Source organism: Mycobacterium sp. (assembly GCF_052144515.1).
GTDB lineage: Bacteria > Actinomycetota > Actinomycetes > Mycobacteriales > Mycobacteriaceae > Mycobacterium.
Map to the genome: position 1 here is coordinate 1 of NZ_JBKQQD010000115.1, position 23,664 is coordinate 23,664.

19 protein-coding genes are annotated in these 23,664 nt (G+C 68.1%); 17 read left to right on the forward strand and 2 right to left on the reverse strand.

The genetic code is table 11. The annotated features are described in order from the left end of the window. The 17 genes from ACLP9N_RS07205 to ACLP9N_RS07285 form a co-directional block, all read left to right on the forward strand. The coding region (locus ACLP9N_RS07205) for a phage tail sheath family protein (RefSeq protein WP_442406745.1) at positions 1-1,485 on the forward strand (1,485 nt) is incomplete at its 5' end. 9 nt (positions 1,486-1,494) lie between these two features. Next, positions 1,495-2,007, forward strand: a complete 513-nt coding sequence (locus ACLP9N_RS07210; RefSeq protein ID WP_442406746.1) for a phage tail protein — start codon at positions 1,495-1,497, stop codon at positions 2,005-2,007. Between the two features lie 7 nt (positions 2,008-2,014). Next, positions 2,015-2,776 carry a hypothetical protein gene (locus ACLP9N_RS07215; protein WP_442406747.1) on the forward strand — a complete coding sequence of 254 codons (762 nt, stop codon included), beginning with the start codon at positions 2,015-2,017 and terminating at the stop codon, positions 2,774-2,776. After that, complete coding sequence (locus ACLP9N_RS07220) at positions 2,742-3,737, forward strand: hypothetical protein (RefSeq protein ID WP_442406748.1); 996 nt, start codon at positions 2,742-2,744, stop codon at positions 3,735-3,737. Before ACLP9N_RS07215 ends, ACLP9N_RS07220 begins: the two co-directional genes overlap by 35 nt. Before the next feature lie 5 nt (positions 3,738-3,742). After that, a complete protein-coding gene (locus ACLP9N_RS07225) occupies positions 3,743-5,038 on the forward strand; it encodes a DUF4255 domain-containing protein (RefSeq protein WP_442406749.1) in 1,296 nt (431 codons plus the stop codon). After that, positions 5,039-6,931 carry an ATP-binding protein gene (locus ACLP9N_RS07230; RefSeq protein ID WP_442406750.1) on the forward strand — a complete coding sequence of 631 codons (1,893 nt, stop codon included), beginning with the start codon at positions 5,039-5,041 and terminating at the stop codon, positions 6,929-6,931. A gap of 31 nt (positions 6,932-6,962) precedes the next feature. Next, positions 6,963-7,223: a hypothetical protein gene (locus ACLP9N_RS07235; protein ID WP_442406751.1), complete on the forward strand. Its 261-nt coding sequence runs from the start codon at positions 6,963-6,965 to the stop codon at positions 7,221-7,223. Then, positions 7,220-7,927, forward strand: coding sequence for a hypothetical protein (locus tag ACLP9N_RS07240; protein ID WP_442406752.1), 708 nt, complete (start codon positions 7,220-7,222; stop codon positions 7,925-7,927). The genes ACLP9N_RS07235 and ACLP9N_RS07240 overlap by 4 nt, the downstream gene beginning before the upstream one ends. Before the next feature lie 7 nt (positions 7,928-7,934). Further along, positions 7,935-8,216 (forward strand): hypothetical protein, encoded by a 282-nt coding sequence (locus ACLP9N_RS07245; protein ID WP_442406753.1) that lies wholly within the window; start codon positions 7,935-7,937, stop codon positions 8,214-8,216. A 6-nt stretch (positions 8,217-8,222) separates the two neighbouring features. Continuing rightward, positions 8,223-9,311: a contractile injection system protein, VgrG/Pvc8 family gene (locus ACLP9N_RS07250; RefSeq protein ID WP_442406754.1), complete on the forward strand. Its 1,089-nt coding sequence runs from the start codon at positions 8,223-8,225 to the stop codon at positions 9,309-9,311. Continuing rightward, entirely contained in the window at positions 9,308-9,817 is a 510-nt protein-coding gene (locus ACLP9N_RS07255) for a phage baseplate assembly protein V (RefSeq protein ID WP_442406755.1), read from the forward strand. Before ACLP9N_RS07250 ends, ACLP9N_RS07255 begins: the two co-directional genes overlap by 4 nt. Continuing rightward, positions 9,817-10,143 (forward strand): hypothetical protein, encoded by a 327-nt coding sequence (locus ACLP9N_RS07260; protein WP_442406756.1) that lies wholly within the window; start codon positions 9,817-9,819, stop codon positions 10,141-10,143. The genes ACLP9N_RS07255 and ACLP9N_RS07260 overlap by 1 nt, the downstream gene beginning before the upstream one ends. Further along, positions 10,140-10,532, forward strand: coding sequence for a GPW/gp25 family protein (locus tag ACLP9N_RS07265; protein WP_442406757.1), 393 nt, complete (start codon positions 10,140-10,142; stop codon positions 10,530-10,532). The genes ACLP9N_RS07260 and ACLP9N_RS07265 overlap by 4 nt, the downstream gene beginning before the upstream one ends. Position 10,533: 1 nt before the next feature. Next, positions 10,534-12,996 (forward strand): baseplate J/gp47 family protein, encoded by a 2,463-nt coding sequence (locus tag ACLP9N_RS07270; RefSeq protein ID WP_442406758.1) that lies wholly within the window; start codon positions 10,534-10,536, stop codon positions 12,994-12,996. Next, positions 12,993-15,488 carry a putative baseplate assembly protein gene (locus ACLP9N_RS07275; RefSeq protein WP_442406759.1) on the forward strand — a complete coding sequence of 832 codons (2,496 nt, stop codon included), beginning with the start codon at positions 12,993-12,995 and terminating at the stop codon, positions 15,486-15,488. Before ACLP9N_RS07270 ends, ACLP9N_RS07275 begins: the two co-directional genes overlap by 4 nt. Beyond that, positions 15,485-17,974 carry a hypothetical protein gene (locus ACLP9N_RS07280; RefSeq protein WP_442406760.1) on the forward strand — a complete coding sequence of 830 codons (2,490 nt, stop codon included), beginning with the start codon at positions 15,485-15,487 and terminating at the stop codon, positions 17,972-17,974. The genes ACLP9N_RS07275 and ACLP9N_RS07280 overlap by 4 nt, the downstream gene beginning before the upstream one ends. Further along, positions 17,959-20,958 carry a DUF6519 domain-containing protein gene (locus tag ACLP9N_RS07285; protein ID WP_442406761.1) on the forward strand — a complete coding sequence of 1,000 codons (3,000 nt, stop codon included), beginning with the start codon at positions 17,959-17,961 and terminating at the stop codon, positions 20,956-20,958. The genes ACLP9N_RS07280 and ACLP9N_RS07285 overlap by 16 nt, the downstream gene beginning before the upstream one ends. A 111-nt stretch (positions 20,959-21,069) precedes the next feature. Here the strand turns inward: ACLP9N_RS07285 and ACLP9N_RS07290 are convergent, their stop codons facing one another. Both ACLP9N_RS07290 and ACLP9N_RS07295 read right to left on the reverse strand, forming a co-directional pair. Beyond that, a complete protein-coding gene (locus tag ACLP9N_RS07290) occupies positions 21,070-21,939 on the reverse strand; it encodes an AfsR/SARP family transcriptional regulator (protein WP_442406762.1) in 870 nt (289 codons plus the stop codon). A gap of 776 nt (positions 21,940-22,715) precedes the next feature. Next, on the reverse strand, positions 22,716-23,336 hold the full coding sequence (locus ACLP9N_RS07295) for a hypothetical protein (protein ID WP_442406763.1): 621 nt from the start codon (positions 23,334-23,336) through the stop codon (positions 22,716-22,718). Positions 23,337-23,664: the final 328 nt, after the last annotated feature.

Sequence of the window (23,664 nt, forward strand, 5' to 3'; positions counted from 1 at the left end):
GGCGAGGCCGTCGAGATTTTCAGTTTCACCGACTATGAGCGTGAATTTGGTGGCCTGTTCGATGTCGACTGGCTGGGTGATGATGTCGGCCGCGCGGTCTTCCAATTCTTCCTCAACGGCGGCGCGGACGCCTGGATCATCGCCCTGCAGCCGACGTTCCACCTCCTGGGCGCCGGCACGCCTCCCGACCTCAAGCCGCCGACGCTCACCCTTGGCGATAACACCCACGGCATAGTCTTCAGCGGCCTTGAACCAGTTGACGCCAATCGCCAGCTGACCGTGTCAATACTCAATCCGCGCAAATCCACCCCCGACATCCCCGGCGCCCCGGTTGACCTTGCTGATATCACAATCGGCTACGGCGGAGCCGCCGAGACGTACAGAGGAGTGATCCTCAGTCCGACCGATACGGGCACCACCTTAGAGAAGCGGATCGGGACCACGGATCAACAGGTTTCGTCTCTGGTGACCGTTGCGCACCCGACAGGCGGCAGTTATCCGACGGACTGGACGGGTCCGCTCGGCAGCCCGCCGACGCCGCTCGGTTCGATACCGCTCGACGGCGGGCTTCCGACGGACCCATTTACCACCTACTCCCCCGGCGACTTCACCAACGCGTTCCAGCCGGACCTGGCCCTTGACAAGATTCCGATCTTCAATCTGCTTCTCACACCGGGGATCTGGGATCCCGGGGTGGTCAGCGAGGCGCTGGCGGTGGCGGAACGCAAGCGGGCGTTCATGGTTGTCGACCCGCCCGCCGAGGCGGTCGCCGATCCAACGGGATCACCGCTACCGATGATCGCCGATGTCATGGAGAATTCGGTGCCCAAGAGCCAGAACGGTGCGCTGTACTTCCCCTACTTGAAGTCAAGCGACCCGTCGACCGGGAACCCGTTGACAATCCCGCCGTCGGGTTTTGTCGCGGGAGTGATCGCGCGGGAGGACAACTACCGCGGCGTGTGGAAGGCCCCGGCCGGCTACGAGGCGCTGGTGTCGAACACGACCGGCGTGGTGCCGTTGGGACGGATGACCGATGCCCGGCAGGGCACCCTGAATCCGATCGGGGTCAACTGCCTGCGCACGCTGCCCGGGATCGGTACGGTGGTGTTCGGCGCGCGGACGCTTGTCGCCGCCAACCCCGCCTTCCAGCAGTACCGCTACGTGCCGGTACGTCGGATGGCTCTGTTCCTGGAGCAGTCCCTGGTGGGGTCGTTGGGGTGGGTGGTCTTCGAGCCCAACGATGTGCCGCTGTGGGTGTCGATCAGGACGACGATCGAAAACTTCATGCTCGGCCTGTTCAACCAGGGCGCGTTTCAGGGCTCGACGCCCAGCCAGGCGTTCCAGGTCGTTTGCGATGCCACCACGACGACGCCCGACGATCAGGCCAACGGGATCGTCAACATCGTCGTGGCGTTCGCCCCGCTCAAGCCGGCCGAGTTCGTCATCATCAAGATTGCCCAGCTCGCTGGTCAGACCCAGTCCTAGGAGATCGTCATGGCCGCTAAACCGTTCTCCGTCAACGTTTCCCGGTTCGACCCGTACAAGACCTATCGGTTCCTGGTGTATTTCGACACGTCGACGTCACCGGTTGCCGGTGTCAGCAAGGTGACCGCCATCAAGCGTTCCGCCGATGTGATCGAGCACAAGGTGGGCGGTGACAACCTCATCCGCAAGGGACTTGGCCGGACTAAATACGAGCCGATCACGTTGGAGCAAGGTGTCACCTTCGAAGACTCCTTCGAACAGTGGGCCAACGCCGTACAGGTGCTCGACAAGGGCGCACCGAACTCGTCGTTGGCGAACCTGCGCAAAGAGATTCGTATCGAGTTGCTCAACGAAGAGGCGCAGCCTGTGATGCGCTACGTTGTGCACCGCGCCTGGGTGTCGGAGTACCAGGCGCTGCCTGACCTGGACGCCGGCGCCAACGCGGTCGCGATTGCGCACATCAAGGTCGAAAACGAGGGCTGGGAGCGCGACCTGTCGCTGACGGAGCCCAAAGAGCTCTGACTCCGCCATGGTCACCTTGCCGATCAGCCGCCAGCAGGCGCAGTGGCGAGCGTCTAACGGGCACGACGATATCGCGTTGGCGGACAGCCCGCCCGGTCTCGCCGGGGCCGTGGACTACGTTTCACGCAGTGTGTCCGTCGATGCGTCGCAGTTGCCGGTCGGCGACCTGGATCGGCTCGTGGTGGCCCGGCGCTGGGAGCTGCGCGGTGACTCCCTTGTCGCGGAAGGCCACTGCCGGCGGTGTGCGACCCCGGTAGATGTGCAGTTCAGTGTCGCCGCGTACGCCGATCACCACTGCCCGCGTCCATCACGGGCAGCGGTGCCCGCAGCCGGTGGTTGGTTCACGCTGCGATCCGCGCCGGATGTGTCGTTCCGCGCGCCGACGGTCGGTGACGCGCTCTCGGCCGCTGGCTGTGCCGCCCCGCGCGACATGCTGCTGAGGCTGTGCACCCGGGGACCGCTGTCCTCTCGCGCGGTGCGTGCGATCGAAAACGCGCTGAGCCGTTTGGCGCCCACGCTGCGCGGGGACGTCGCCGGGACGTGCCCGGAGTGCTCGGCGCCGGTGCTGCTGGACCTGGACGCTCGCGAGCTGTGCATGGCAGAGCTGCGGTTTCTGGCCGCGTCGGTCTATGACGACGTGAATCTCATTGCGTCGGTGTATCACTGGCCCCAGGACGTGATTCTCGACCTGCCGTCGGCGCGGCGGCGCCGCTACGCCGATATGATCGCCGGCCGTGCCCACGCCGAGCTGGGGGTGGCAGTTGCCTAACCGGCGTGGCTATTTCGACCGGCTCCTCGACGGCGGCGGCCGTCACAACGGCGCACGACCGCCCCGGCGGATCGCGTGGGGCCCGACCCTCCCAGCGTCCGTGGCCGAGGACGAGCCCACCGCGGACGTGACGCGTCCTGCTGTACCGCCGGTCGCCCCGCCCCGCCATGCTTTCCCGCCCTCGAAGGTTGGCGAATCAGCCTCTGCGTCTTGGCCTGAACCGACTCCGCTGGTGTCGCCGGGTTCGCACACAATCTCTACCGAGGCCGGGGCGCACGTTGTCGCCGAGGCGTCCCCGCCTCCGATGCCGCCACCCGCCGATGCACCGGCATGGCGCGCGGATAAGCCCTGGGTTGCGCTGCCGGCCTCAGCCGATCCGCCGACGCCGCGCCCCCAACCGGGCCGACACTCGAGCAGTTCTGCCCCGGCCGCCCCACCAGGAGCCGGCCCGTCGGGGACGGCTCAGTACGAAGCCCCTTTGGTCCCGTCGACCAAGAATCCGCCCGCCCGCCCGCCCGATGCGGCGGCTTTTGCCGCCACCGCGACCTCTGCCTGGACGGCTCTGCCCGCGGCGACACGAGCGGCCTGGGAACGGTTGTCCGCGCTGTCATTGCCAACGCCGACCGCACCCCGCAAACCACAGACGCTGAAACAGCATGAACAGCAGAATGTTTCGGCTCCCCTTCCGCGGCCGGGGCATACCCACCCAGCCGCGCGCTTCGGACCCGGACCGTCCGCAACGGCGATGCCCCCGCATTCGCCGTCGACAACCGCGGCGGCGCCGGCACCGCCCACGCCGCACGTACACATCGGCACGATCGAGGTCACCACCGCGGCTCCGCCACCGTCGCCTGCGCCCATCCCGCTTGCCGCCACCGCACCGGCGCCGCCGACTGTCTCCGCCGCGCAGGCTGGCCGGCTGAGCCGCCCCGGCGCCACGTACGGCTTCGGACAGGGCTGACCACCATGCAGGACTTGTCCATGGTGACCGACGCGCTGCTGACCATCGTCAGCAGCGCCATCAATACCAGCTCCTTGTTCGGTGGGCATGCACCGCCGTTTTCGGTGAACGTCAGCGGTCAGCATCCCGAGACGCCGACCGGTGGATCCGATTGCGAGCTGAGCCTTTACCTGTTCCATGTGGGCGTCGACAAATTCCTGGCCAACCAGTTCTGGACCCAGGCTGCCCAGGGCGCCGGCAAGCAGCCCGTGGCGTTCGAACCGTTGTCGCTGGACCTGTGGTACATGCTCTCGGCGCAGTCGCAGACAAGTTACGTACACGAACAGCAGGTGCTGGGCATCGCGATGAGGGCATTGCACGACCACGCGACGTTCACCCTTGCGACCCCCACACCGGGGCCGAATCCGGTGACGCCGAGCGAGGCGACATTGGTGATGGAATCACCGACTTTCGACGAGATGAGCCGACTGTGGCAATCCCTCGGCGTTCCGCTGCGCACCACCGCGCAATACCGGGTCAGTGTCGTGTTCTTGACACCCGATCAACCGCCGCCCGCAGACGAGCCACTGCCGAAGGTGATCAACCTCGCGGCTGCGCCGGCCGGCCCCAGCACGGACCCCACGCTGCCGCATTTGTTTACCACCTGGCGCAGTGTCAAATACACCGCGCCTGGCCCGTCGACGGTGGTCTTTCAGCAGTCACCGGCGTCGACGGCGCCCGCCCCCGCGGCGGTCGCAGGCCAAGTGGTCGCGCTGGACGGCTTGCACCTGGCCGACACCGACACGGTGCTGTTGGTGTCGTACGACGCGGCCGGCAAGGCCACCGACACCGACATCACCGCCACGTGGAAGGTGCCGGTCAGCCCGCCCTATCCGACGCCGCCCTCCGAGGGGGTGCCGTTCCTGCTGCGCCCGCCGGAGGGCGCCGGGGCTCGGGCACCAGGCCGGTATCAACTGGTCGTCACCCGTCCCACCGTGCCGGGGTTCCGCTCCAACCCGGTGCCCCTGAACGTCGCGTCGTGGATCGATCCCGCGGGCGGACCGCTGCTGAATCACGACGGCGCCGGGATCTACACCCTGGACGTGCGCAACGTGCCCGAGAGCGGCGCGGTGCTAAGGCTCGGCGCGGTGGAGCTCACCCGGATCGCCGATGGCTCCACACCCGGCGCCGGGCAGTGGCAGTGCAGCGGCGGGACACAGATCACCTTCGCCGCACCGGCCGACACGCGAGCAGGACAGCATCAGATCGGCCTGCGCGCCGGCGACGTCGAAGCCGACCCCGCGCTGTGGGCGGTGGTGTAGATGCACTGGCTCACCGCGATGCATCACCTGGCCGGCGTGCAGGTCGACGCGCAGCGCGATCAATGGACGCAGCGGCCGAGCTCGGCCAGCATGCATGACGTGATCGATGAGATCGTCGCGGTCACCGAGACCCCGCGCCCCGACACGGTGGGTCAGGCTGCCAATGCCGCCCGGGCCGCCATCGTCGCCGACAGTCGCTGGGCGCGGCTCATCACGCTGGGCCTGGGCGCGCGCGAAGTGGAGTGGCTCGCGCTGCTGGCCGCCTGCGAGCTGCACCCGCGGCTGACGCGGGTGCTCGGCTACCTCGATGACACCGCCGCGCCGGTACCGCCGTCGCCGGCACTTGCCGCGCAGCTGTGGAACTGGCCGCTGGGCTATCAGCCCGGGCCCGCGTCACAGGTGGTGCGCTGGCAGCTGGCCACACCGGACGACGGGTGGCAATCAACCACACCGTGGATGCTCGACGCCGATGTCGCCGCTTACCTGGCCGGCTGCGACGACTGGGCGCAGGTGCGCGGTGATGTGTCCTGGCTGGACGTGTCACAGCTCAAGTGCCTGCATCCGGGCCTTCTGCACGAAATGCACAGCGCCGCAACCGCTATCGACGCGGTTTGCACCGAAATCGAACTCATCGGCCCGACCGGCTGCGGCAGGAGAACCCTGCTCGCCCAACTGGGCGCCGCGCTGGGCCGCCGCGTGGCGCTCATCCACCCGGACTCCGGGATGCGCGGACTGCGCGCAGCGCGACTGCTCGACGCGGTGCCGCTGCGGGTCGCCGACGGCGAGCAGCCCGATCCGGCCCCCAGCGCCGGCACGCCGATGAGCTTTGTCGCCCGCACCGCCACCACCCGGGAGGACGGGCACGTTCGACTGAGCTGGACGATGCCGGTGACCACCCCGGAGCAGCGCGAGTGGCTGTGGGCCACCGCGACCGCCGCACCCGCCCCGCGCCTGGTCACCGACTGGGACCTCACCCCCGCCGACGTGCGCGCCGGTGCCGCCGCCGCGGCGGCCGGCCCGGCGGTGGCCGCGCGGGTGTTGCGCAACCGGGTCCGGCGCGGAACCTGCCAGTCGATGTCGCCGTTGGCGTTGCCCTACGACTGGGACGACCTAGTCGTCACCGGCCATGTCGAGGCCGCGCTGCGGCGACTGTGCACCGAGGTACTGCTGTGCCGAGACGTCCTGGACCGCTGGGAATTTCGACGCCTCGTGCCAACAACGGCGGGGGTCACCGCACTGTTCGCCGGACCCAGCGGCACCGGCAAAACGATGGCCGCGCAGGTCCTGGCCCGATCCCTGGAGCTGGATCTGTTCCGCGTCGATTTGGCCAGCGTCGTCAGCAAGTACATCGGCGAAACCGAAAAGCTGCTCGCGACGGTGTTCGAGGAGGCCGAGCGCAGCCACGTGCTGGTGTTCTTCGACGAAGCCGACGCGCTGTTCGGGCAACGCACCAAGGTGCACGACGCCCACGACCGCTACGCCAACATCGAAGTCGACTATCTGCTTCAGCGACTGGAAACCTTTCGCGGCGTCGCCATCCTGGCGACCAACCGCAAAAGCGACCTGGACGCGGCTTTTTTGCGGCGGCTGCGCACCGTCATCGACTTCGTTGCCCCGGCACCCCCGGAGCGGCTGCGGCTGTGGCGGCTCGCGCTGCCGACACACACCTCCACCGGCGAGCAGATCACCGCCGACCTCGACCACGACTGGCTGGCGAGCTCAATCGAGCTCACCGGCGCCGAAATCAAGGCGATCGCGTTGTCGGCGGCGTTCGACGCGCGCAGCAGCGGCGGGCTGATCACCCTACCGACGGTGTTGGAGGCGTGCCGTCGCGAGATGGCCAAACGGGGCGCGGTATTACGCGCGGAGCGGCCGCTGGCGGTGGCCCAATGACACCACCGGGACCGTGCAGGAGGGGGCGCAGATGACTGCACCGCACACCGCGACCGCACCTGCGCAAACCGTGACCATCGGTCGGCTGAGCCTGCACCCCGGTGCGCTGTCGGAGGCCGACGCCCGACGCCTGGCAGAACTGGTCGCGCTCGCTCTCGGGCGAATCCCGCTGCGATCGGCCGACAGTGTCGCGGTCAGCCTTCCCGCGCAGACCGGAAAGACTGTCGAGCAGACCGCCGATGCCATCGCCGGCGTCATCGAGGACGCTCTTCGCCGGGACGGTGCTCGATGACCTACCTGCGTGGCGCGCTCGTCGAATTCATGCCGACCGGTCTGATCCCGATCCCCAACATCATTGTCTTCCAATACAACCCGGAGACGATGACGCACACCTGGACCCAGGCCCCCGCGCCGTCGGCCGGCCCGAACCAGACAACCTCAAATCCCCTGGCCGTCAACGGGAACCCTGGCGAATCATTCACGTTCACCCTGTCGCTGGATGCCGCCGATTCGATCGCCGACGGCTCGGTCGGCGCGGGGCTGGCCGAAGTCAGCGGCGTCTACTCCCGCATCGCCGCGCTGGAGATGCTGCTCTACCCCGCCGCGGCCACCACCGGAGGACTGCTCGGCACGGTGACCGCCGCGATCGGCGGGGCCCTTGGTCTCGGTGGTGGCGGTGGGGGGGTACAGCGGGACGTACCCGCCAACTACCTCAACACCGTGCTCTTCGTGTGGGGGCCCGGCCGCATCGTGCCGGTGCGGGTGACCACGCTGACCATCAACGAGAAGCTCTACGACCAACTGCTCAACCCCAGCAACGCCGAGGTGCAGATCACCCTGAAGGTGCTGACCAAGGACGAACTCGCGCACGACACCGACACCCTGGCCGACGTCGCGCGAACCGCCAGCAACTACACCCAAGGCCTGCGCCAGGCGCTGGCCGTCGCCAACCTCATCAACGCCGCCGAGTCCATCCTCGGCATGCTGCCGGTCTGAGGCCGCCATGTTCAGCTCCAACAGCCGCTACGCCACCACCGGCACCTACCAGGTCACCCTGCCGGACGGCACGGCCGTGACCGTGACCCGCATCCCGCCCCCCTCCGCGCCGCCACCCATCGGGTGGTATCGCCGCGGCGAGGCCGAACGCCTCGACGTCATCGCCTACCAGTTCGTCAAGGACGCCACCAAGGCATGGCTGCTGTGCGACACCAACGACGCGATGTCGCCGGATGCGCTGGCCGCCCACGCCCACATCGGTATCCCGGCGCCGGGAACCGGGCGGTGAGCGGCCATGTCGACCTACCAGGTTTCGTTCAACGGCACTCCAGCCGATCAGCAGTTCTACGACCTGGTCAGCCACTTGGAGATCGAGGAGAACGCCGACCTGCCCGGCGCGATCGCGCTGCGGGTGCCGGTGGCCGTCAAGGACGGCCAGCCGACCTGGATCGGTGATGCCCGCATCGCCCCCTACGCCAACATCGCAGTGGTCGCCACCCCCGGCGGCGGCAACAAGCAATGCATCTTCGACGGCTACGTACTCACCCAGAAGGTGCACATGCCCACCGGGCTGGTCGGCGCCACCGTCGACGTCTGGGGTCAGGACGCGACGGTGCTGATGAGCCTGACCGAAACCGCCAAGGAATGGTCCGGGCTGTCGGACGTCGACGTCGCCAACCAGATCTTCCAGAACTACGGGTGCGCCCCCGCGGACGACAACAGCGCCGAATCGGCCCCGTCGCATACTGACGACGAGCACACGCTGATGCAACGCGGCTCCGACGCCGACTTTCTGCGCCGGCTCGCCCGGCGCACCGGCCGCTGGTTCAGGGTGATCTGCGCCGACACACCCGGCCAGCGCACCGGCTACTTCGCCACACCCAACCTCAGCGCGGACCCGGCCATCACCATCGACGTCAACGACCCGACCAAGAGCAGCGTCACCGCCCTGGACTTCTCCTGGGACGCGGCGCGCCCGACGTCGGTGGCCGCGCGCCAAGCCAGCCTGACCGACGCCGACCCCGGCGGCTTCAGCGCCGACACCTCCGACTCCGGACTGAAACCCCTTGATGCCCAAGACCTTCAGACCTTCACCGGCAAAACCAAAACCGTGATCCTCACCGCCGCAGCCGACACCGCCGAGCTTCCGGCGCGCGCCCGGGGACTGCTGCGCGAGGCCGACTGGTTCGCCAAATGCGAGGGCACCGCGGACGTGGCGGTGCTCAAGCAGGTGCTGCGCGTCGGCGCGGTCGTGGCCGTCGAGGGATGCGGGTCGCTGCTGTCGGGCTCGTATCTGGTGTGGAGCGTGCGCCACAGCATCACCACGCAGGCCCACTCCATGGCGTTCGTGCTGGTCCGCAACGCGATGGGGCCGACGCCATGAACGAGGACCTGCTGTTCGAACTCGCCGAGCGTCTGCAGAACCGCTTCTACGGCAAATACCGCGGCACCGTCATCGACGTCGACGCCCCCACCCTGCGCATCCGGGCGACGGTGCCGGCCGTGCTCGGTACCACCCCGACCGGCTGGTGCCTGCCGTGCGTGCCGTACGCCGGGCCCGATGTCGGGTTCTTCTTCGTGCCCTCCCCCGGTGCGGGTGTGTGGATCGAATTCGAGGGCGGCGATGTGTCGCAGCCGATCTGGAGCGGGTGTTATTGGCGCAAGGGCGAACTGCCCTCGGAGGCCAACCCCACCACCCGTGGCATCGTCACGCAGGCCCCGCACCAATTGCTGTTCGACGACAACGCCGACGCGGTGACCATCAGTGACTCCAATGGCGGCACAGTCGCCTTCGACAGCAGCGGCGTGAAAACCACCCGCGGGACCATGTCGGTCGCCGTCGCCGACGACGCGGTCGCGGTCAACGACGACGCCTTCAAGGTGATGTGATGGGCGACTACCTCACCGCGAGCAGCACGCTGATGTGCCCCCACGGCGGCATGGTCAGCCCTATCCCGGCCGACTCCAGCATCACCTTGGGCGGTGATCCGATCGTGTTGGCCAGCGACACCTTCCCGATCGCCGGATGCACCTTCGCCCCGGTGGCGCCACACCCATGCGTGCAGGTGCAGTGGATCGTCACCGCGCTGCGCGGGGCGGCCGACGGGGCGGCACCGCTGACAACCGACAGCATGGGCCTGTGCGTGGCCGCCGACGGCGCCCCGCAGGGCCCGGTGATCATCCAAACCACCCAGCCGAAGGTGAGCGGTCTGTGATCCGCCACGACTACGCCTACCCGCTGCGCATCGACCCCGCGGCCCGCCACGTCGCGCGCGCGACCTACCCCGCCCACGTGGACCAGCTCATCCAGCAACTGCTGCTGACCAGCCCCGGCGAACGGGTTTGCCTGCCCGACTTCGGCTGCGGGCTGCGCCGGCTGGTGTTCGCACCACAAACCGACGCGCTCACCGCCACGGTGCGCATCCAGATCCAACAGGCCATCACCAAGTGGCTCGCCGACCAGGTCACCCTCGGCGAGGTCAGCGTGATCTCCGGCGCCACAGACCCCGCCAGCGGCCTGGACGAGGGCCAGCTGCTGATCACCGTGAACTACACCCTTGTCGACACCCAGACCCCGTCAACCGTCACGGTGCAGGTGAGCTGACATGCCGGACCGCCTCGGCGCCCTGCTGGCCGCCATAAACACAACACTGAACGGCATCGACTTCGTCGAAATCATCACGGCTGACCAAAGATCGCTGCGGGTGCACTTCCTCAACACGGTCGCGGTGCAGGGCACCCTGCTCAACACGGTCGCGGTGCAGGGCACCCTGTCGCCCACCGACCCGGTCACCATCACCGGGGGCGAGTCAGTGCCGTCGGTGCCTGTGCAGCCCATCGCCGCCACCGACTGGGGCTTCGACGACGACGGTCGCCCCACACTGGATTTGCATACCCCGTTCGCCGGGGACTTCTCCCGGTACGTGCTGCACATCGACAGCAGCGCGCTGGACGCCTATTACGCGTCCGCGTCGTTCTCGTTCAAGGCCGGCTGCCCCTCCACCCTCGACTGCGCGCCCGCGACGCCGTGTCCGCAGGCACCCGGAGGCGGGCCCGCCATCGACTACCTGGCCAAGGACTTCGCCAGCTTCCGCTCGGCGCTGCTGGACTACTCGGCCAGCGCCTACCCCGACTGGGTGGAGCGCGACCAACCCGACCTGGGCATCATGCTGGCCGAACTGCTCAGCGCCACCGGCGATGACCTGAGCTACCTACAGGACCGGATCGCCAACGAGGCCACCCTGGCCACCGCCACGCAGCGCAGCTCGGTCATCCGCCACGCCCGGCTGGTCGATTACGAGCCACGACCGGCGACCTCGGCGCGGGTGCTGATGCAAATCGATGTCACCACCGCCGTCATCCCGCAATCCGTCACCGTGGAAGCGCCGCTGCCCGACGGCGGGTCGCTGACATTCGAGCTCGGCGACGGCCTAATCGACCCCGACACCGGTCAGTTGACGACCGGTGTGCTGCGGGTGGACCCGCGCTGGAACCGCGGCATCAAACCCTACCTGTGGGACGACAGCCAATCCTGCCTGCCGGTCGGTGCGACCGAGATGTGGGTGCTGGGCCACGGCCAGGCCTTCCCGGTCGGGGACCCGCAGCTGGGCACCGTCGGCATCGCGCTGTTGATCGACACCGCGGCGGCCAACCCCGTCGACCCGCCGACCCGCGAGATCGTGCACCTGACAGCGGCCATCGAGGAGACCGACCAGTTGCTGCTCGATCCGGTCACCCAGCTGCCCCAGCAGGTCACCCACCTGTGCTGGGACCCGACCGAAGCGCTGACCGCCGAGCATGATTTGACCGACAACCGAACGGTGTTGGCGGGCAACCTTGTTGATGCGGTAGAAGGGCGCCGCTACACCGAGACCTTCGTCATCGACCCAGATGAGGCGGGTCCCGACGCGCCCCTGGCGGCCGTGGCGCGCAGCGGTCCGGACGCCGGCTGCGGCGACGCGGTGCCCTATTACCTGCACACCCTGACCCAGGGGCGGGTGGCCTGGCTGGCGCGCGCCGACGGCACCATCACCCCGGAGGTGTGCGTCGCGCAGGAGCCCGCCGAGGCCGGCGACGAACCCCCGACCTGGCTGTGGCGCCGCTCGTTGCTCGACGCCGACCCGTTCGAGGCCGCCTACACCCTGGAACCGATCGCCTACATCGACATTCGCGCCGATCGCAGCAGCGGGCTGCCCTGGTTCGAATACGACGGAGATGGCGCCGACTCGGTACGGTTCGGCACCGGAACCTTCGGCGACCGGCCCCCTACCGGGGCACGCTTCGAGGTCACCTACCGCGTCACCGCGGGGCAGGCGGGCAACATCGCCGCCGACTGTGTCACCACCGTGCCGGCCTCGTTAAGCCCCCACTTCGTCACAAAGGCCACCAATCCGTTTCCCGCCGGCGGCGGGGCTGACCCGGAGCCGATCGATCACGTGCGGGCCAGCGCACCGCAGGCCTTCCGGGCGCAGCAGTTCCGGGCCGTGCGACCCGAGGACTACAACCAGGCCGCCGAGGAATTGACCTGGGTGCTCGACGCGGGCACGGTGATGCGCTGGACCGGCAGCTGGACCACCGTGTTCACCACCGCCCAGCCGCGCACCACCGAACAAGCGACACCGCCCGAACGCACCCAGCTGGCCCAACTGCTCGACCGGCGCCGGATCGCCGGCTACGAGGTGTATAGCCCCGACCCGCAGTATGTCGGGCTCGACCTGATCGTGGTGGTCTGCGCGTACCCGTGGGCGCTGCGCGGCGAAGTCGAGGCAGCGGTGCTGGAGCAGCTTGGCACCGGGGTGATGTGCGACGGCCGCCTCGGGTTTTGGGCACCGGGCCAATTCCGGTTCGGCACGCCACTGGAACGCAGCGAATTGGAGGCGGCGATTCAGCGCGCCAACGGCGTGGACGGTGTCATCGACATCTACTACCGCCGCCGCGGATGGCTTCCCGGCTACGTGGCGATGCCCGAGACCGTCACGGTGGGCAGCGACCAGATCCTGCGCTGCGACCAAGACCCGAGCGGCGCCGACCGGGGTTCGCTGTATGTAGGGGTGGAGGGCGGCAGATGACCTGCTCCTGCGGCTGCCCCACCGGCTGCGGGGAGCTGCCCACGCGGTTTCCGATCAGCAACCCCGCCGGGCTGACCCAGCTGGCCTACCGGGTCGGCACCTTCGGCACGTTCCGGCGCGCCCTGCTGCAATCGCTGCCCGGCGAAACCCAACTGGGCGCCTGGAAGCCGACCGCCGCCGACGATCTGGGCCTGGAGTTGTTGGACTGGTGGGCCTACATCGCCGACATCCTCACCTTCTACAACGAGCGCATCGCCAACGAGGACTACCTGGGCACCGCGCAACTCGACACCAGCGTCGGGCATTTGGTCAGCCTGCTCGGCTACCGTCCCCGCCCCGGCATCGGCGCGGTCGGCACGCTGGCGGTGATCGCGTCGGCGCCGCAACCGCTGATCGTGCCCAGCGGTGTGGCGATCGCCTCCAAAGCCACACCCGACGTCGATTCGCAAACCTTCGAAACGACCTCCACGACCACGTTTACCCAGCCCACCAGCGTCCCGGGTCCAACCCCCGACGACCTAAAAACCGCCCCGCCGGTGGACGGGCCCTCCACCGCGGTGCCCGGCGCCGCGCAGCCCCCGCCACACACCGGATTGATCGCACGCCGCGGCGCGCTGGTCAAGGGGACCCCGACCACGATCGCCGTGGGCGATCAGCTGCTGCTGATGCCCACAACCTGGCAAACCGTCACCGACGCGGTGCTGGTCACGGTCACCGGCCTGGTACCCGAAACCGACCCGCAGGGCCGCAAGAACACCCGCGTGCTGCTGGAACTCACCACCCAGCTGCCGACCAACGCAGACGCCCAGGGCTACCGACTGTTGTATGCGACGCGCACCGAGCACCTGTCGACCCTGCCGGCCAAGGCCGCCGTGATAACCGATACGACCATCGTGCTCGCCGGCCCGGCCCGCTACCTCAAGGCCGGCGACCCGCTGCTGATCGGCACCCCAGCTACCGACACCAGCTCCGCCCAATCCAACATCCTGCAGTTGACCGCATACGCCGAGGTGTTGTGGTACGCCAACGCTAATTCGACGCAGCCGACGCAACCGCCGCAAAGCGGTGACCCAAACTACCCGGGCATCCCGCTCATCGTCAGCCAACTGACCGTGGCCGGCGACCTCAGCCATTACGGAACCACCAACGACACGACCCAAGGTGTCACGGTGCGCACCGGATGGCGAGACGTCGGAACCCTGCTGAACACCCCCGTCCAGACGCTCACTGCCCTGCCCGACACGGTCACTCTCGCCGCCAGGCCCGCCGCGGCCGCCGGCTCCCCGACCCCGGCGTTGCTCGAGGACACCACCGGCAACGGCGCCGCGGTCACCGCCGTGCCCGCCGCGGACTCGACCGCCGTCGCCCTCGCACCGCCCGCGACCGGCGGCGCGGTGACGTCACCGACGACGACGCTGATGGCGCCGCTGCGCATCTTGTGGGACCTGATCACCGTCACCCGCGGGACGACGGTGCGCGACGAACCGCTGGGCACCGGGGACGCCACCCAACCCGGGCAGGACTTCACCCTGGCGAAAAAACCGGTCACCTTCCTCACCGACTACCCCGGCCGATCCGCCGACGGCTACTCCTCCACCGTCATCCTGAGCGTGGACGACCGGTACTGGACCGAGGTGCCCACCCTCTACGGCCACGGTCCCGACGAGGCCGTGTTCGAAACCTACAACGACGACACCGGCCGCACCCACGTGCACACCGGAGACGGACAGACCGGCCGGCGGCTGCCCAGCGGCGCGCAGGTGGTGGCCACCTACCGCACCGGGTCCGGCGCGGCCGTGCCCCCGCCGGGAAGCCTGACCCAGGTGCTCACCGCGGTGCCCAACCTGCGCTCGGTGCGCAACCCCGTCGCACCCGCCGGCGGGTCGGATCCCCAACCCGCCGACAGCATCCGCAGCCTCGCGCCGCAGTCGGTGCTGACGTTCGGGCGCGCCATTTCCGGCGACGACTACGCCGCGGTCGCCGCCGCCGCCCCCGGGGTCACCCGAGCCGCGGCGGTCTGGGAGTTCGATCCGACCGAACAGCGCCCCATGGTGCGGGTGTACGTGGGCGACGACGCGGGCGCGCTCGCCAGCGCCAAAGCGGCATTGCGTGCGCAGGCCGATCCCAACCGCCCGCTGGTGGTGCTGCCCGCGATCGAGTGGTCAAGCGTGCTGTGTTTGACTCTGCTGCTTGACCCGTCATACGTGGCCGACGCGGTGCGCCACCGGATCCGCACCGCGTTGATCGACAACATCTTCGCGCCCGGTGTGCTCGCGCTCGGCGAGCCGCTTTACCGCAGCCGCATCGAGCAGGTCGTCGCCGCGGTGCCTGGCGTGCTGGCGATACCCGACCTCGTGATGTCCTGGTGGACCGGCACCTTTAACGACGTCATCTGGCAAGTCTCGCGCGGACCCCGATTCGACCCCGGTGCCGGAGGTTTCTTCACGCTGCAGCCGCAGAACCTTGTGCTGTCGGGAGGAATTGTTACGTGACCGACACCGTCCAAGACGCCTACGAGGCCCGCTACGCCGACAAGCTGTGGTCGCTGGTGCCGGCCGCCTACCGTGCCGCAGACAGCGAAACCCTTGACGGCGACGGCCCGCTGCGCGAACTGCTCAACCGCATCGGCGCCTCGATGGCGGTGGTGCGGCGCAGCATCGACCGGCTCTGGGAGGACCAGTCCATCGAGACCTGCGACAGCTGGGTCATCCCGTACATCGCCCAGCTGCTCGCTACAAATCTCGTCCCGGCCATGGACGAACGCGGCCAGCGCCTCGACGTCGCCAACACCATCTACTACCGCCGCCGCAAGGGCACCGTCGCGCTGCTCGAACAACTCGCCCACGACGTCACCGGCTACGAAACCCGGGTGATCGAGTTCTTCCGCCGGCTGGCGCGCAACCGCCACAACCTCGACCCGGCGATCGGGCGTCCCGCTTCCGGGCCCGACCCCACCGCCGCGCTCACCCTGCAGCGCCTCGAACAGCTCACCGGCCTGCTGACCGGCACACCCGCCGGCGGGTGGGCCGACCTGCGCATCCCGCTCGGGGCCGCCCTGACCGGCACCGCCTTCGACGAATACGCGCACCGGCTCGACGTGCGCTACGGCAAAGGCAACCTCGGCTGGTACGGCATCCCCAAGATCGGCTTCTTTTTGTGGCGAACGGTGTCGGTGGCCGTCGACCGCGCCAGCCCGGTGCCGGTCACCAACTGCCCCGGCCACTTCGCCGTCGACCCGACGGGCCGACAAATCCCGCTGTTCACCGCCGCCGCGCGCGGCCCCAACGACTACGGCGACAACTGGCTGCCGGTACCGGTGTGGCAGCTGCCGATGCCACTCACCGACGCCCTGTGGGAGGCGATCACCGCGGCGCCCGGGCCAACCCACTACCCCGACCCGAACGCGATCACACTGTGGGGCGCGTCGCTGTCGGTGAGCGCGGCCGACTCCGGTGACATCGTGCCCGTCGGCCAGGTACAGGTCTGGCCGGAGGTGGGGCGATTCCACATGGTGGCCGGCGCTCCCGCCGAGGTCGAGGTCGGCTACCACTACGGGCTGTTCTCGTTGATCGGCGCAGGACCCTACGACCGCCGCCAGCTCGGCGTAACGGTGCCCGCTGACCCACCGCCCGTCACCACCATCCCCGGCGGGTCGGCCAACGAATTGACGAACGCGATCGCCACCCTCGGGTCCTCCGGCACCATCGTGATCCGCGATGGCCTCACCGTCACCGGCGTCGGCAACCCACCGGTTGGCGTCACGGACGTGACGATCCGCGCAGACGACGAAAAACGCGCCGTCATCCGCACCGCCGCCGGCACCGAATGGGTGTTCACCGGCGACAACGCGACACTGCGCCTGGAAGGGCTCCTGCTCAGCGGCGCCGACCTGGTGCTGCGAGGGTCCTACACCGACGTGGAGCTATCGTGCTGCACCCTGGATCCCGGCACCAGCGGATCGCTGCGGTCTCCGGCCACCACCTGGGATGTCAGCGCGGACAGGCGGGACCTGTCCCCGGTCACCGTCTGGGTCGAGGGCACGGTGCAGTCACTCACCGTCGACCGCTGCATCACCGGCCCCATCCGCACCCGCGCCGCGGGCGTGATCGAAACGCTCACCGTCGGCAACTCCATCCTGCAGGGGCTGCCGTCCGAGCCGGCCGGCACCCTCACCCACCTGCGCGACCCAGACACGCTGATCAGCGCGCTCAACCACCCACGCGACGCATTGGCGACGTGGCTGGCTGCACAAATCGGTGCGGGCCCGCTCAGCGACGCCGACGCACAGAAGGTCATCACCGCACTACAGAAAGTCATCGACGGGCCGCTCATCTACACCGACGAGCGCTTCCGCGACCGCGCGCTGCGCGACTCCACCCGCGCCGCGGTCGCGGCCAATCCCAGCGGTGACGCCCTGAAGGCCCTCAACCGGCAGCTGCTGGCCGAGGCCTACCCGCTGGCGCTGGCCGACGCCGCGATCACCACCGATGCCGGCGTCGCCAACCTGACCCGCTGCACCGTACTAGGCCCGGCCTACCTGCACCGACTCGAGTGCAGCGAGTCGATCCTCGACGACGTCGTAGCGGTGCAGAACGCGCAGGACGGCTGCGTGCGGTTCTCGGCCTGGTCGACCGGCAGCGCCCTACCGCGCCGATACGAATCGGTGCAGATCCCACCGGGCGCGCCGATCATGGTGAGCCGCCGCTTCGGCGAGTGGGGCTACGCACAACTGGACGACGGCGCCGACAGCGCCATCGTCGGCGGCAACACCGGGGGCACGCCCAGCCTGCTCACCGGCAGCCACGACGGCTCGGAGATGGGTGTGTTCTGCCGCGACAACGCCGCGGTCAAGGATCGCTCGCTGCTGATCAAGCTGCAGGAATACCTTCCGGTCGGGCTAAGCCCCGTGCTGATCCACCTGCCCGGAGCCGACCCCGACGGTGAACTGATGAGAGGCAGAAAATGGCCACCGACGTAGCACGGCTGTCCTTCGATCCCGCCCGGTTGTACCGGGGCGTTGTGCCGCAGCAGGGCCGGGTGAGTCTGGAGGCCGAGCAGAACGAGCAGCGCGTCATCGACGACGAGGAGCGCCGCAAGGAGATTATCGACATCGTCGGGCCCGCCGGCACCCCCGACAACGGCTACGCGGTCAGCAAGGGCCAAGGCCCAGGATTCGACTTGAGCATCGGCCACGGCACCATGTACGTCGGCGGCTGGCGCGTGGAGCTGGACTCGGATATGGACACGGCCAAGCAGCCCGACTGGCTCGACACGCTCCAAATCGAAAACCCGGTCCGGCCGACGCGGGAGCACATCATACTGTGGCTGCAGGACACCGACGTCACAGCGGTGGAGGACCCCGCATTGTATGAAGTCGCGCTGGGCGGCCCGGACGGCGCGGCCCGCACCCGGCTGCTGCAACGCGTGAAACGGCTGCCGACGACGGCCGGCACCTGCGCCGACGCTGCCCAACAAGAACACGAGACGTGGGCTCAACAGGGGCTCAGCTTCGACCCGGGCACAATGGAGCTGCAGTCACAGTCACGTCTGCAGGTCACCTGGGAGCCGGGCTCCGCGCAAACCGACCCGTGCGCGCCGGCCAGCACCGGCGGCTACCTCGGCGCCGAGAACCAGTGCATCCGCGTCCAGATCACCGACGTCCACGCCGATGGCACGTTCAATTTGCTTTGGGGCTACGACGACGCATCGTTTCTGTACCGGGTCACCGCGGACAAGAGCGTAAACCCGGGCCCGGTGCTCACCCTCGAGCAAACCCCCGTCGACGACTATCATCGCCTCCGCGCCGGGCAGGCCGTCCAAGCGCTGCGCGCGGCGGCACAGTTAACCACCACCAACGGTGCGATCGAAGGATACGTCGCCGCGCTGGGCGGGGTGCCCGCGGTGCTGAGCGCACCCTACGATCCCGACACCAAGACGGTTCAGTTCCCGCAACCACTGGGGTCCGAATACACCGATCCAGCCATCAATCCGCAGCTGTATCTGCGCGTCTGGGAAGAGTGGCTGCAAAACCAGCAGCTCAACAAGCCGATCGCCCTCACCGGCACCGGCATGCAAATCACTATCACGGTGGCCGGCAACGCCAATCTGCACCTCGACGATTTTTGGTGCATCGGCGTGCGCCCGGCCACACCGACGGCGGTCTACCCGGACAGGTACCTGAAACCCGCGCAACCACCGGATGGCCCGCACCTGTGGATCTGTCCGCTGGCCGTGATCAGTTGGGAAAACGAGACTTTCGCCGTCCTTGAGGACTGCCGAAACCATTTCAAACCCCTGATCGACGTCGAGTGCTGCGACTGCTGCACGATCAACGTGCGCCCCTCCGACGCAGCCAATCTGCAGCAGCTGGTCAACAACGCCGTCGCAGGCCGCGCCACCCAGAGCGCCGACGGCCGGCTGACCGTCTGCTTCCAACCGGGCCGCTACGAGCTGACCGCGCCACTGGTGCTGTTCGATACCGGCAACTTCAATTTCGACAACGTCACGTTGTGCGCCTGCCATGACGCCGCCGTGCTGGCGGTTGCCGCCGGTCACGAAGCCGCGTTCGGGCTGGGCATGGTGCTGCTGATCAACGTCAACAACGTCACGATCACCGGTTTCGAATTCGACATGCCCCAGGTGACCACCGCGATCCCACCCGCGCAGACCCGAACCGGAGCCCTGTTGACGCCCGAGGCGGTGCGCGCCGCAAGCGCGGCGGTCACCCCCAACCTCGCCGGGTCGATCGCGATCCTCCTGGCGAGCTGCACCGCGATCGAAATCGACCGCTGCGTGTTCGGATTCAACGGCGAGGCCGCAACACAGACGGTGCTCGGCACCGCCCTCATGGGCCTCGGCCCTATCTCCGGCCTGCGGTTGCACCGCAACCGCTTTTCGCTCGGAACGGTCACCGCCAACGTCGCGGGAGCCCCCCTGTTGCTCACCGGCTTTGCGCACCAATTCGCGCTCCCCAACACCGACGGCAGTATGCTGCCGGCGACACTCGACAACGCCGTCATCACCGACAACGAATTCGGCGGCATCACCGGCGCCATCCTGGTGAACGCCCAGCTCGGCAGGGTACGGGTAGCTGACAACCTGATCACCGAGTGTTACTTCGGTGTGTGGATCGTCGACGCGGTTGCCTCGGCCAACACCGATTTCGGCACACGGCAGGTGGCGGCGCCCATCGCCGACGCCGTAGGGCAAACCCAGAACGGCCTCGCCCGCAGCCTGTTCGACCCGGTGCTGCTGCGACTGCAGGTCCTTGCGGCGCTTTACCCTCTGCCCCTGCCGGGCGGTGCCCAACCCAAAGGCATCGTTCACCGCGATGTCGCGCAGCTACCGACGCTGCGCCAGCAGGCGGCCGTGGCCCAAAGCGCCTATATGACACAGTTCGACCAACACTTCGCGGCCGGGCACCCGGCATCGGTAGCTGCGGATGTCCAGAAAGCCGCGGATGCTCAGACAGCGAAGACCGTACAAGTGTCCGGCACCGCGGGGTTGACCGTCGACCAAAACCTACTCACCGTCGCCGCCGGCCTGGCCGAACTGGCAAGCGTGGCCGGGTTCACCCAAATCGACACCAAATCACTGACCATCGAGAGCAACTTGATCAACTGCATCGTGCCCGGCCTGCAAACATCCGGACCCGCCCTGTTTGCCTACCTCGCGCTCGCCGGTACACAATTCGGCGGCTGTTCGACGGTGGCTGTCGACACCAACCGGCTCGTCAGCGAAAGCCAGAGCTACACCGCCGTCGTCGCTGGCGGGGTGGCGGGGACCATCAACGGCAACACGGTCTTCAGCGGCACCGGCGGGGCACTCTTAGCTGCTGCTGGCTTCACAAAGAATGGCACCACATATGTGGCTATCGTCGGCAACTTCATCGCCGGCGTCGCGACGTTGCCGACTCGACCACAGCCGCTGCCTGACTGGACGGCACTAAACACCGTGGTCTAACAGTGGCGGCACACAGCAGCGTTCACCCGCCACCACGCCATCGGCGGTAGGCGGTACAAAGCAGCACCGCCGCGTCGCGACCAACTAGTCACGGCCGGCACCGCGGGATCTTCAACGGCGCCAAGCCGTAGCACCACGAAACGGCTCCGCAGCCATCGGCCGGCGCAACACTGTCGCATGTTCATGACCGTCAACCCGACAAGGAACCTCATTCGCGGCCGCTCGGTCACGCGCAGCACTCGCCGCCGTGAGCGGAGCCGCCAACCCAAGTTTGGATCGAAGCCCTGGTGACGGACGCAGCCCAAGCTCACGCCATAACAGGGTGGCGAATATGTCGAGTTGACGACGGGCTTCCGACATGTTGCCGTCTCGGATATGTGCGTCGATGAGCACAATCTGGGCTGACTCGCGCAAAGGCTCTTCGGCGACAACACCCAACATCACATCGATCGCCGCCTGGTAGTGCCCACGCTGAATCATCTGCCGGCCCACCGCTTCCAGCGCATGAAGCCGCAGCTGACGCAACTGCTCACGGGCAAGCACGAGCCATTCTTCGTCCCATCCCGGTAGCAGAACAGCGCTAGCCGCGGTCAGCCGCGAGTGGTCCACCGAATCGTCTTCGGAAAGCAGATGCACTGCCTCCTCGCGGACCCGGTGGGCATCGACATCGATGTCATCGCCAAGGCCGATGCGGTCAGCGACGTCCGTGACCAGCACCGGGCTGGCCTGCCTGATTCGCCACAACGCCGTGCGCAGGCTGCCGCGAGCTCGTTGCACGGGTGCGTCCATCCAAAGCGTCTCGGCCAAGACCCCGCGATCACAGTCTCGTTCGGCAGTTTTGTCCAAAGACAAAAACGCGAGCACTCGGCGGGCGTGGCGGGGAAGCGTCACGATGTCGCCACCGATTCGAAGCGAGAATCCGCCTAGCAGCGACAACTGAGGGCGCTCCGCACGGCCGGTTGTCAGGACGGCATCACTCATTGGCGCACGCTCCTTGGCACGAATGGCTCAATCAAATACTGGATAATCCGCTCACAAACTTGGCTTGGGAAGAGCGCGGTCCGCTGAGCGGACCGGATCTGCTGCATGGACCGATCAGTCGGCTAGGATCCGGCTGCGGCAGCTACTAAGGGGCCCGGCAACCTCACCATCACCTGGTGAACACCACCCAGTAGACGCGTATTTGGCTTAAACCGCGGCTGGCACACCCTATCGGGATTCCTCTGCCGCCCAAGGTATTCCGGCGTGCGGTCTGCTGGCCATAAGGAGTATCTTGGTCCGCTCCAACGCTCTGCGCGCCGAGACATAAGAGTGCTAGTCGCGTGTCGCGCAGCCGGCCCAGCAGATCCAGCCCGCCCAGTCGGCCACCGGCTACACGGGCCGTGCATGGGCACGTCGCGTGCGCAGCAGCTGCTGCCGGGCAGACCAGTGACACGGCGGGGCCTCGCTGAATCAATCGAGAGACACAGGCACACGACCGGTTCGGCAGGAAGCATCACCGAAATCCACGGGCTGGGCCACATGAGAGACTAGGTACCCAGCTGTGATCCGCAGGGCCTTGTGAATCCCCGGAGTCGGCTCGGTTCCGGGTAATTAGCGGAATTTCATGTTTCTCCGCAGGAGGCATCGGCCATGAGATCGAACAGTCCGACAGTGGCCATATCCCCCAACGGGTATCACCTGCGCGGCGCGCAATCGCCTCTATCTCGACAAGCTGGTCCGGGTAACCGAGAACTGCGACGCCGACGCCGGCCGGCTCAGATCACGGTGTCGGTGTCGCCGTCCAGGAGTTTTTGGGGCACTTGGCCGAACATGTAGCGTCCGGTGGCGGCATCGAGGGCGAAGGTCCAGATGACGTCGAATCGGTCGCCCGGCCACTTGGTGGGAATGGTGGTGACCTCGAGCGTCGGGATGGCCTGAGCGAGGGCCGGGATGTGGTCATGTTCCCAGCAGATCAGCACCACCTGGCCGCCGCTGCCCAGAATCGCCTCGGCAAGGGCGGGTTCCTGGCCTTCGGGCGCCGGTGACTGGATGGGCAAGCCGAGTCGCCCACCGAGACCCTGGATGGTCTGGTAGGTGCGGTGAGCCTGCGTCTTGTCCGGCTGCCCGTAGGAGGGCGAGTACAACGCGGTGGGGGGGCGCAGCCCCGCCTGTAACGCCCCGACGGCGGGGTCGAACAGCACGGCCAACGCTCCGGAGCGTTGCCATCCCCTCGGCAGCAGCGAATGCGCGTTCTGGTTGCCGTTGACGTCGACCCCGAACGGGGGACCCGGCGTTGAGGTGGGCTGACCGGGCGACGCGGCCGGCGGGTCGGCCGGTTTCTCGCCGTGGCGAATGACGTAGATCTGCTGCGGCAGCAGGGAATTCGGCGTGGTCATCGGCGTCCTCTCATGTGAACAGCGATCGGGGCTGCGGTCATGCGCCGATCAGCGTGGCTACACCGCGGCGATGAGTGTCCAGGCTGCGCCGATCAGCCGGGTCCAACGGTCCGCCGAAGTCACGCAATCTCGACATTTGGGTGCCGACCGGCGTGGTATGTCGGTGTTTGCGCCGATGTGATCCCTCATGCAGACTCCGTGATAGCCAGTTGGCGCAACCGCTCTTCGTCGACCGCGATATCACGTTCACGATGGAATACCTCCACGCCAGCGCTGCGGGGCCCTAGGACGCTGCTGATGTAGTGCCCTCTGCGGGGCGGGTTGCCGG

Coding starts and splice junctions, on each gene's coding strand:
- ACLP9N_RS07235 (WP_442406751.1), top strand. CDS start 6,963: ATGACTGCACCGCACACCGCGACCGCACCTGCGCAAACCGTGACCATC.
- ACLP9N_RS07215 (WP_442406747.1), top strand. CDS start 2,015: ATGGTCACCTTGCCGATCAGCCGCCAGCAGGCGCAGTGGCGAGCGTCT.
- ACLP9N_RS07260 (WP_442406756.1), top strand. CDS start 9,817: ATGGGCGACTACCTCACCGCGAGCAGCACGCTGATGTGCCCCCACGGC.
- ACLP9N_RS07290 (WP_442406762.1), bottom strand. CDS start 21,939: ATGAGTGATGCCGTCCTGACAACCGGCCGTGCGGAGCGCCCTCAGTTG.
- ACLP9N_RS07255 (WP_442406755.1), top strand. CDS start 9,308: ATGAACGAGGACCTGCTGTTCGAACTCGCCGAGCGTCTGCAGAACCGC.
- ACLP9N_RS07295 (WP_442406763.1), bottom strand. CDS start 23,336: ATGACCACGCCGAATTCCCTGCTGCCGCAGCAGATCTACGTCATTCGC.
- ACLP9N_RS07270 (WP_442406758.1), top strand. CDS start 10,534: ATGCCGGACCGCCTCGGCGCCCTGCTGGCCGCCATAAACACAACACTG.
- ACLP9N_RS07230 (WP_442406750.1), top strand. CDS start 5,039: ATGCACTGGCTCACCGCGATGCATCACCTGGCCGGCGTGCAGGTCGAC.
- ACLP9N_RS07210 (WP_442406746.1), top strand. CDS start 1,495: ATGGCCGCTAAACCGTTCTCCGTCAACGTTTCCCGGTTCGACCCGTAC.
- ACLP9N_RS07275 (WP_442406759.1), top strand. CDS start 12,993: ATGACCTGCTCCTGCGGCTGCCCCACCGGCTGCGGGGAGCTGCCCACG.
- ACLP9N_RS07250 (WP_442406754.1), top strand. CDS start 8,223: ATGTCGACCTACCAGGTTTCGTTCAACGGCACTCCAGCCGATCAGCAG.
- ACLP9N_RS07225 (WP_442406749.1), top strand. CDS start 3,743: ATGCAGGACTTGTCCATGGTGACCGACGCGCTGCTGACCATCGTCAGC.
- ACLP9N_RS07285 (WP_442406761.1), top strand. CDS start 17,959: ATGGCCACCGACGTAGCACGGCTGTCCTTCGATCCCGCCCGGTTGTAC.
- ACLP9N_RS07245 (WP_442406753.1), top strand. CDS start 7,935: ATGTTCAGCTCCAACAGCCGCTACGCCACCACCGGCACCTACCAGGTC.
- ACLP9N_RS07240 (WP_442406752.1), top strand. CDS start 7,220: ATGACCTACCTGCGTGGCGCGCTCGTCGAATTCATGCCGACCGGTCTG.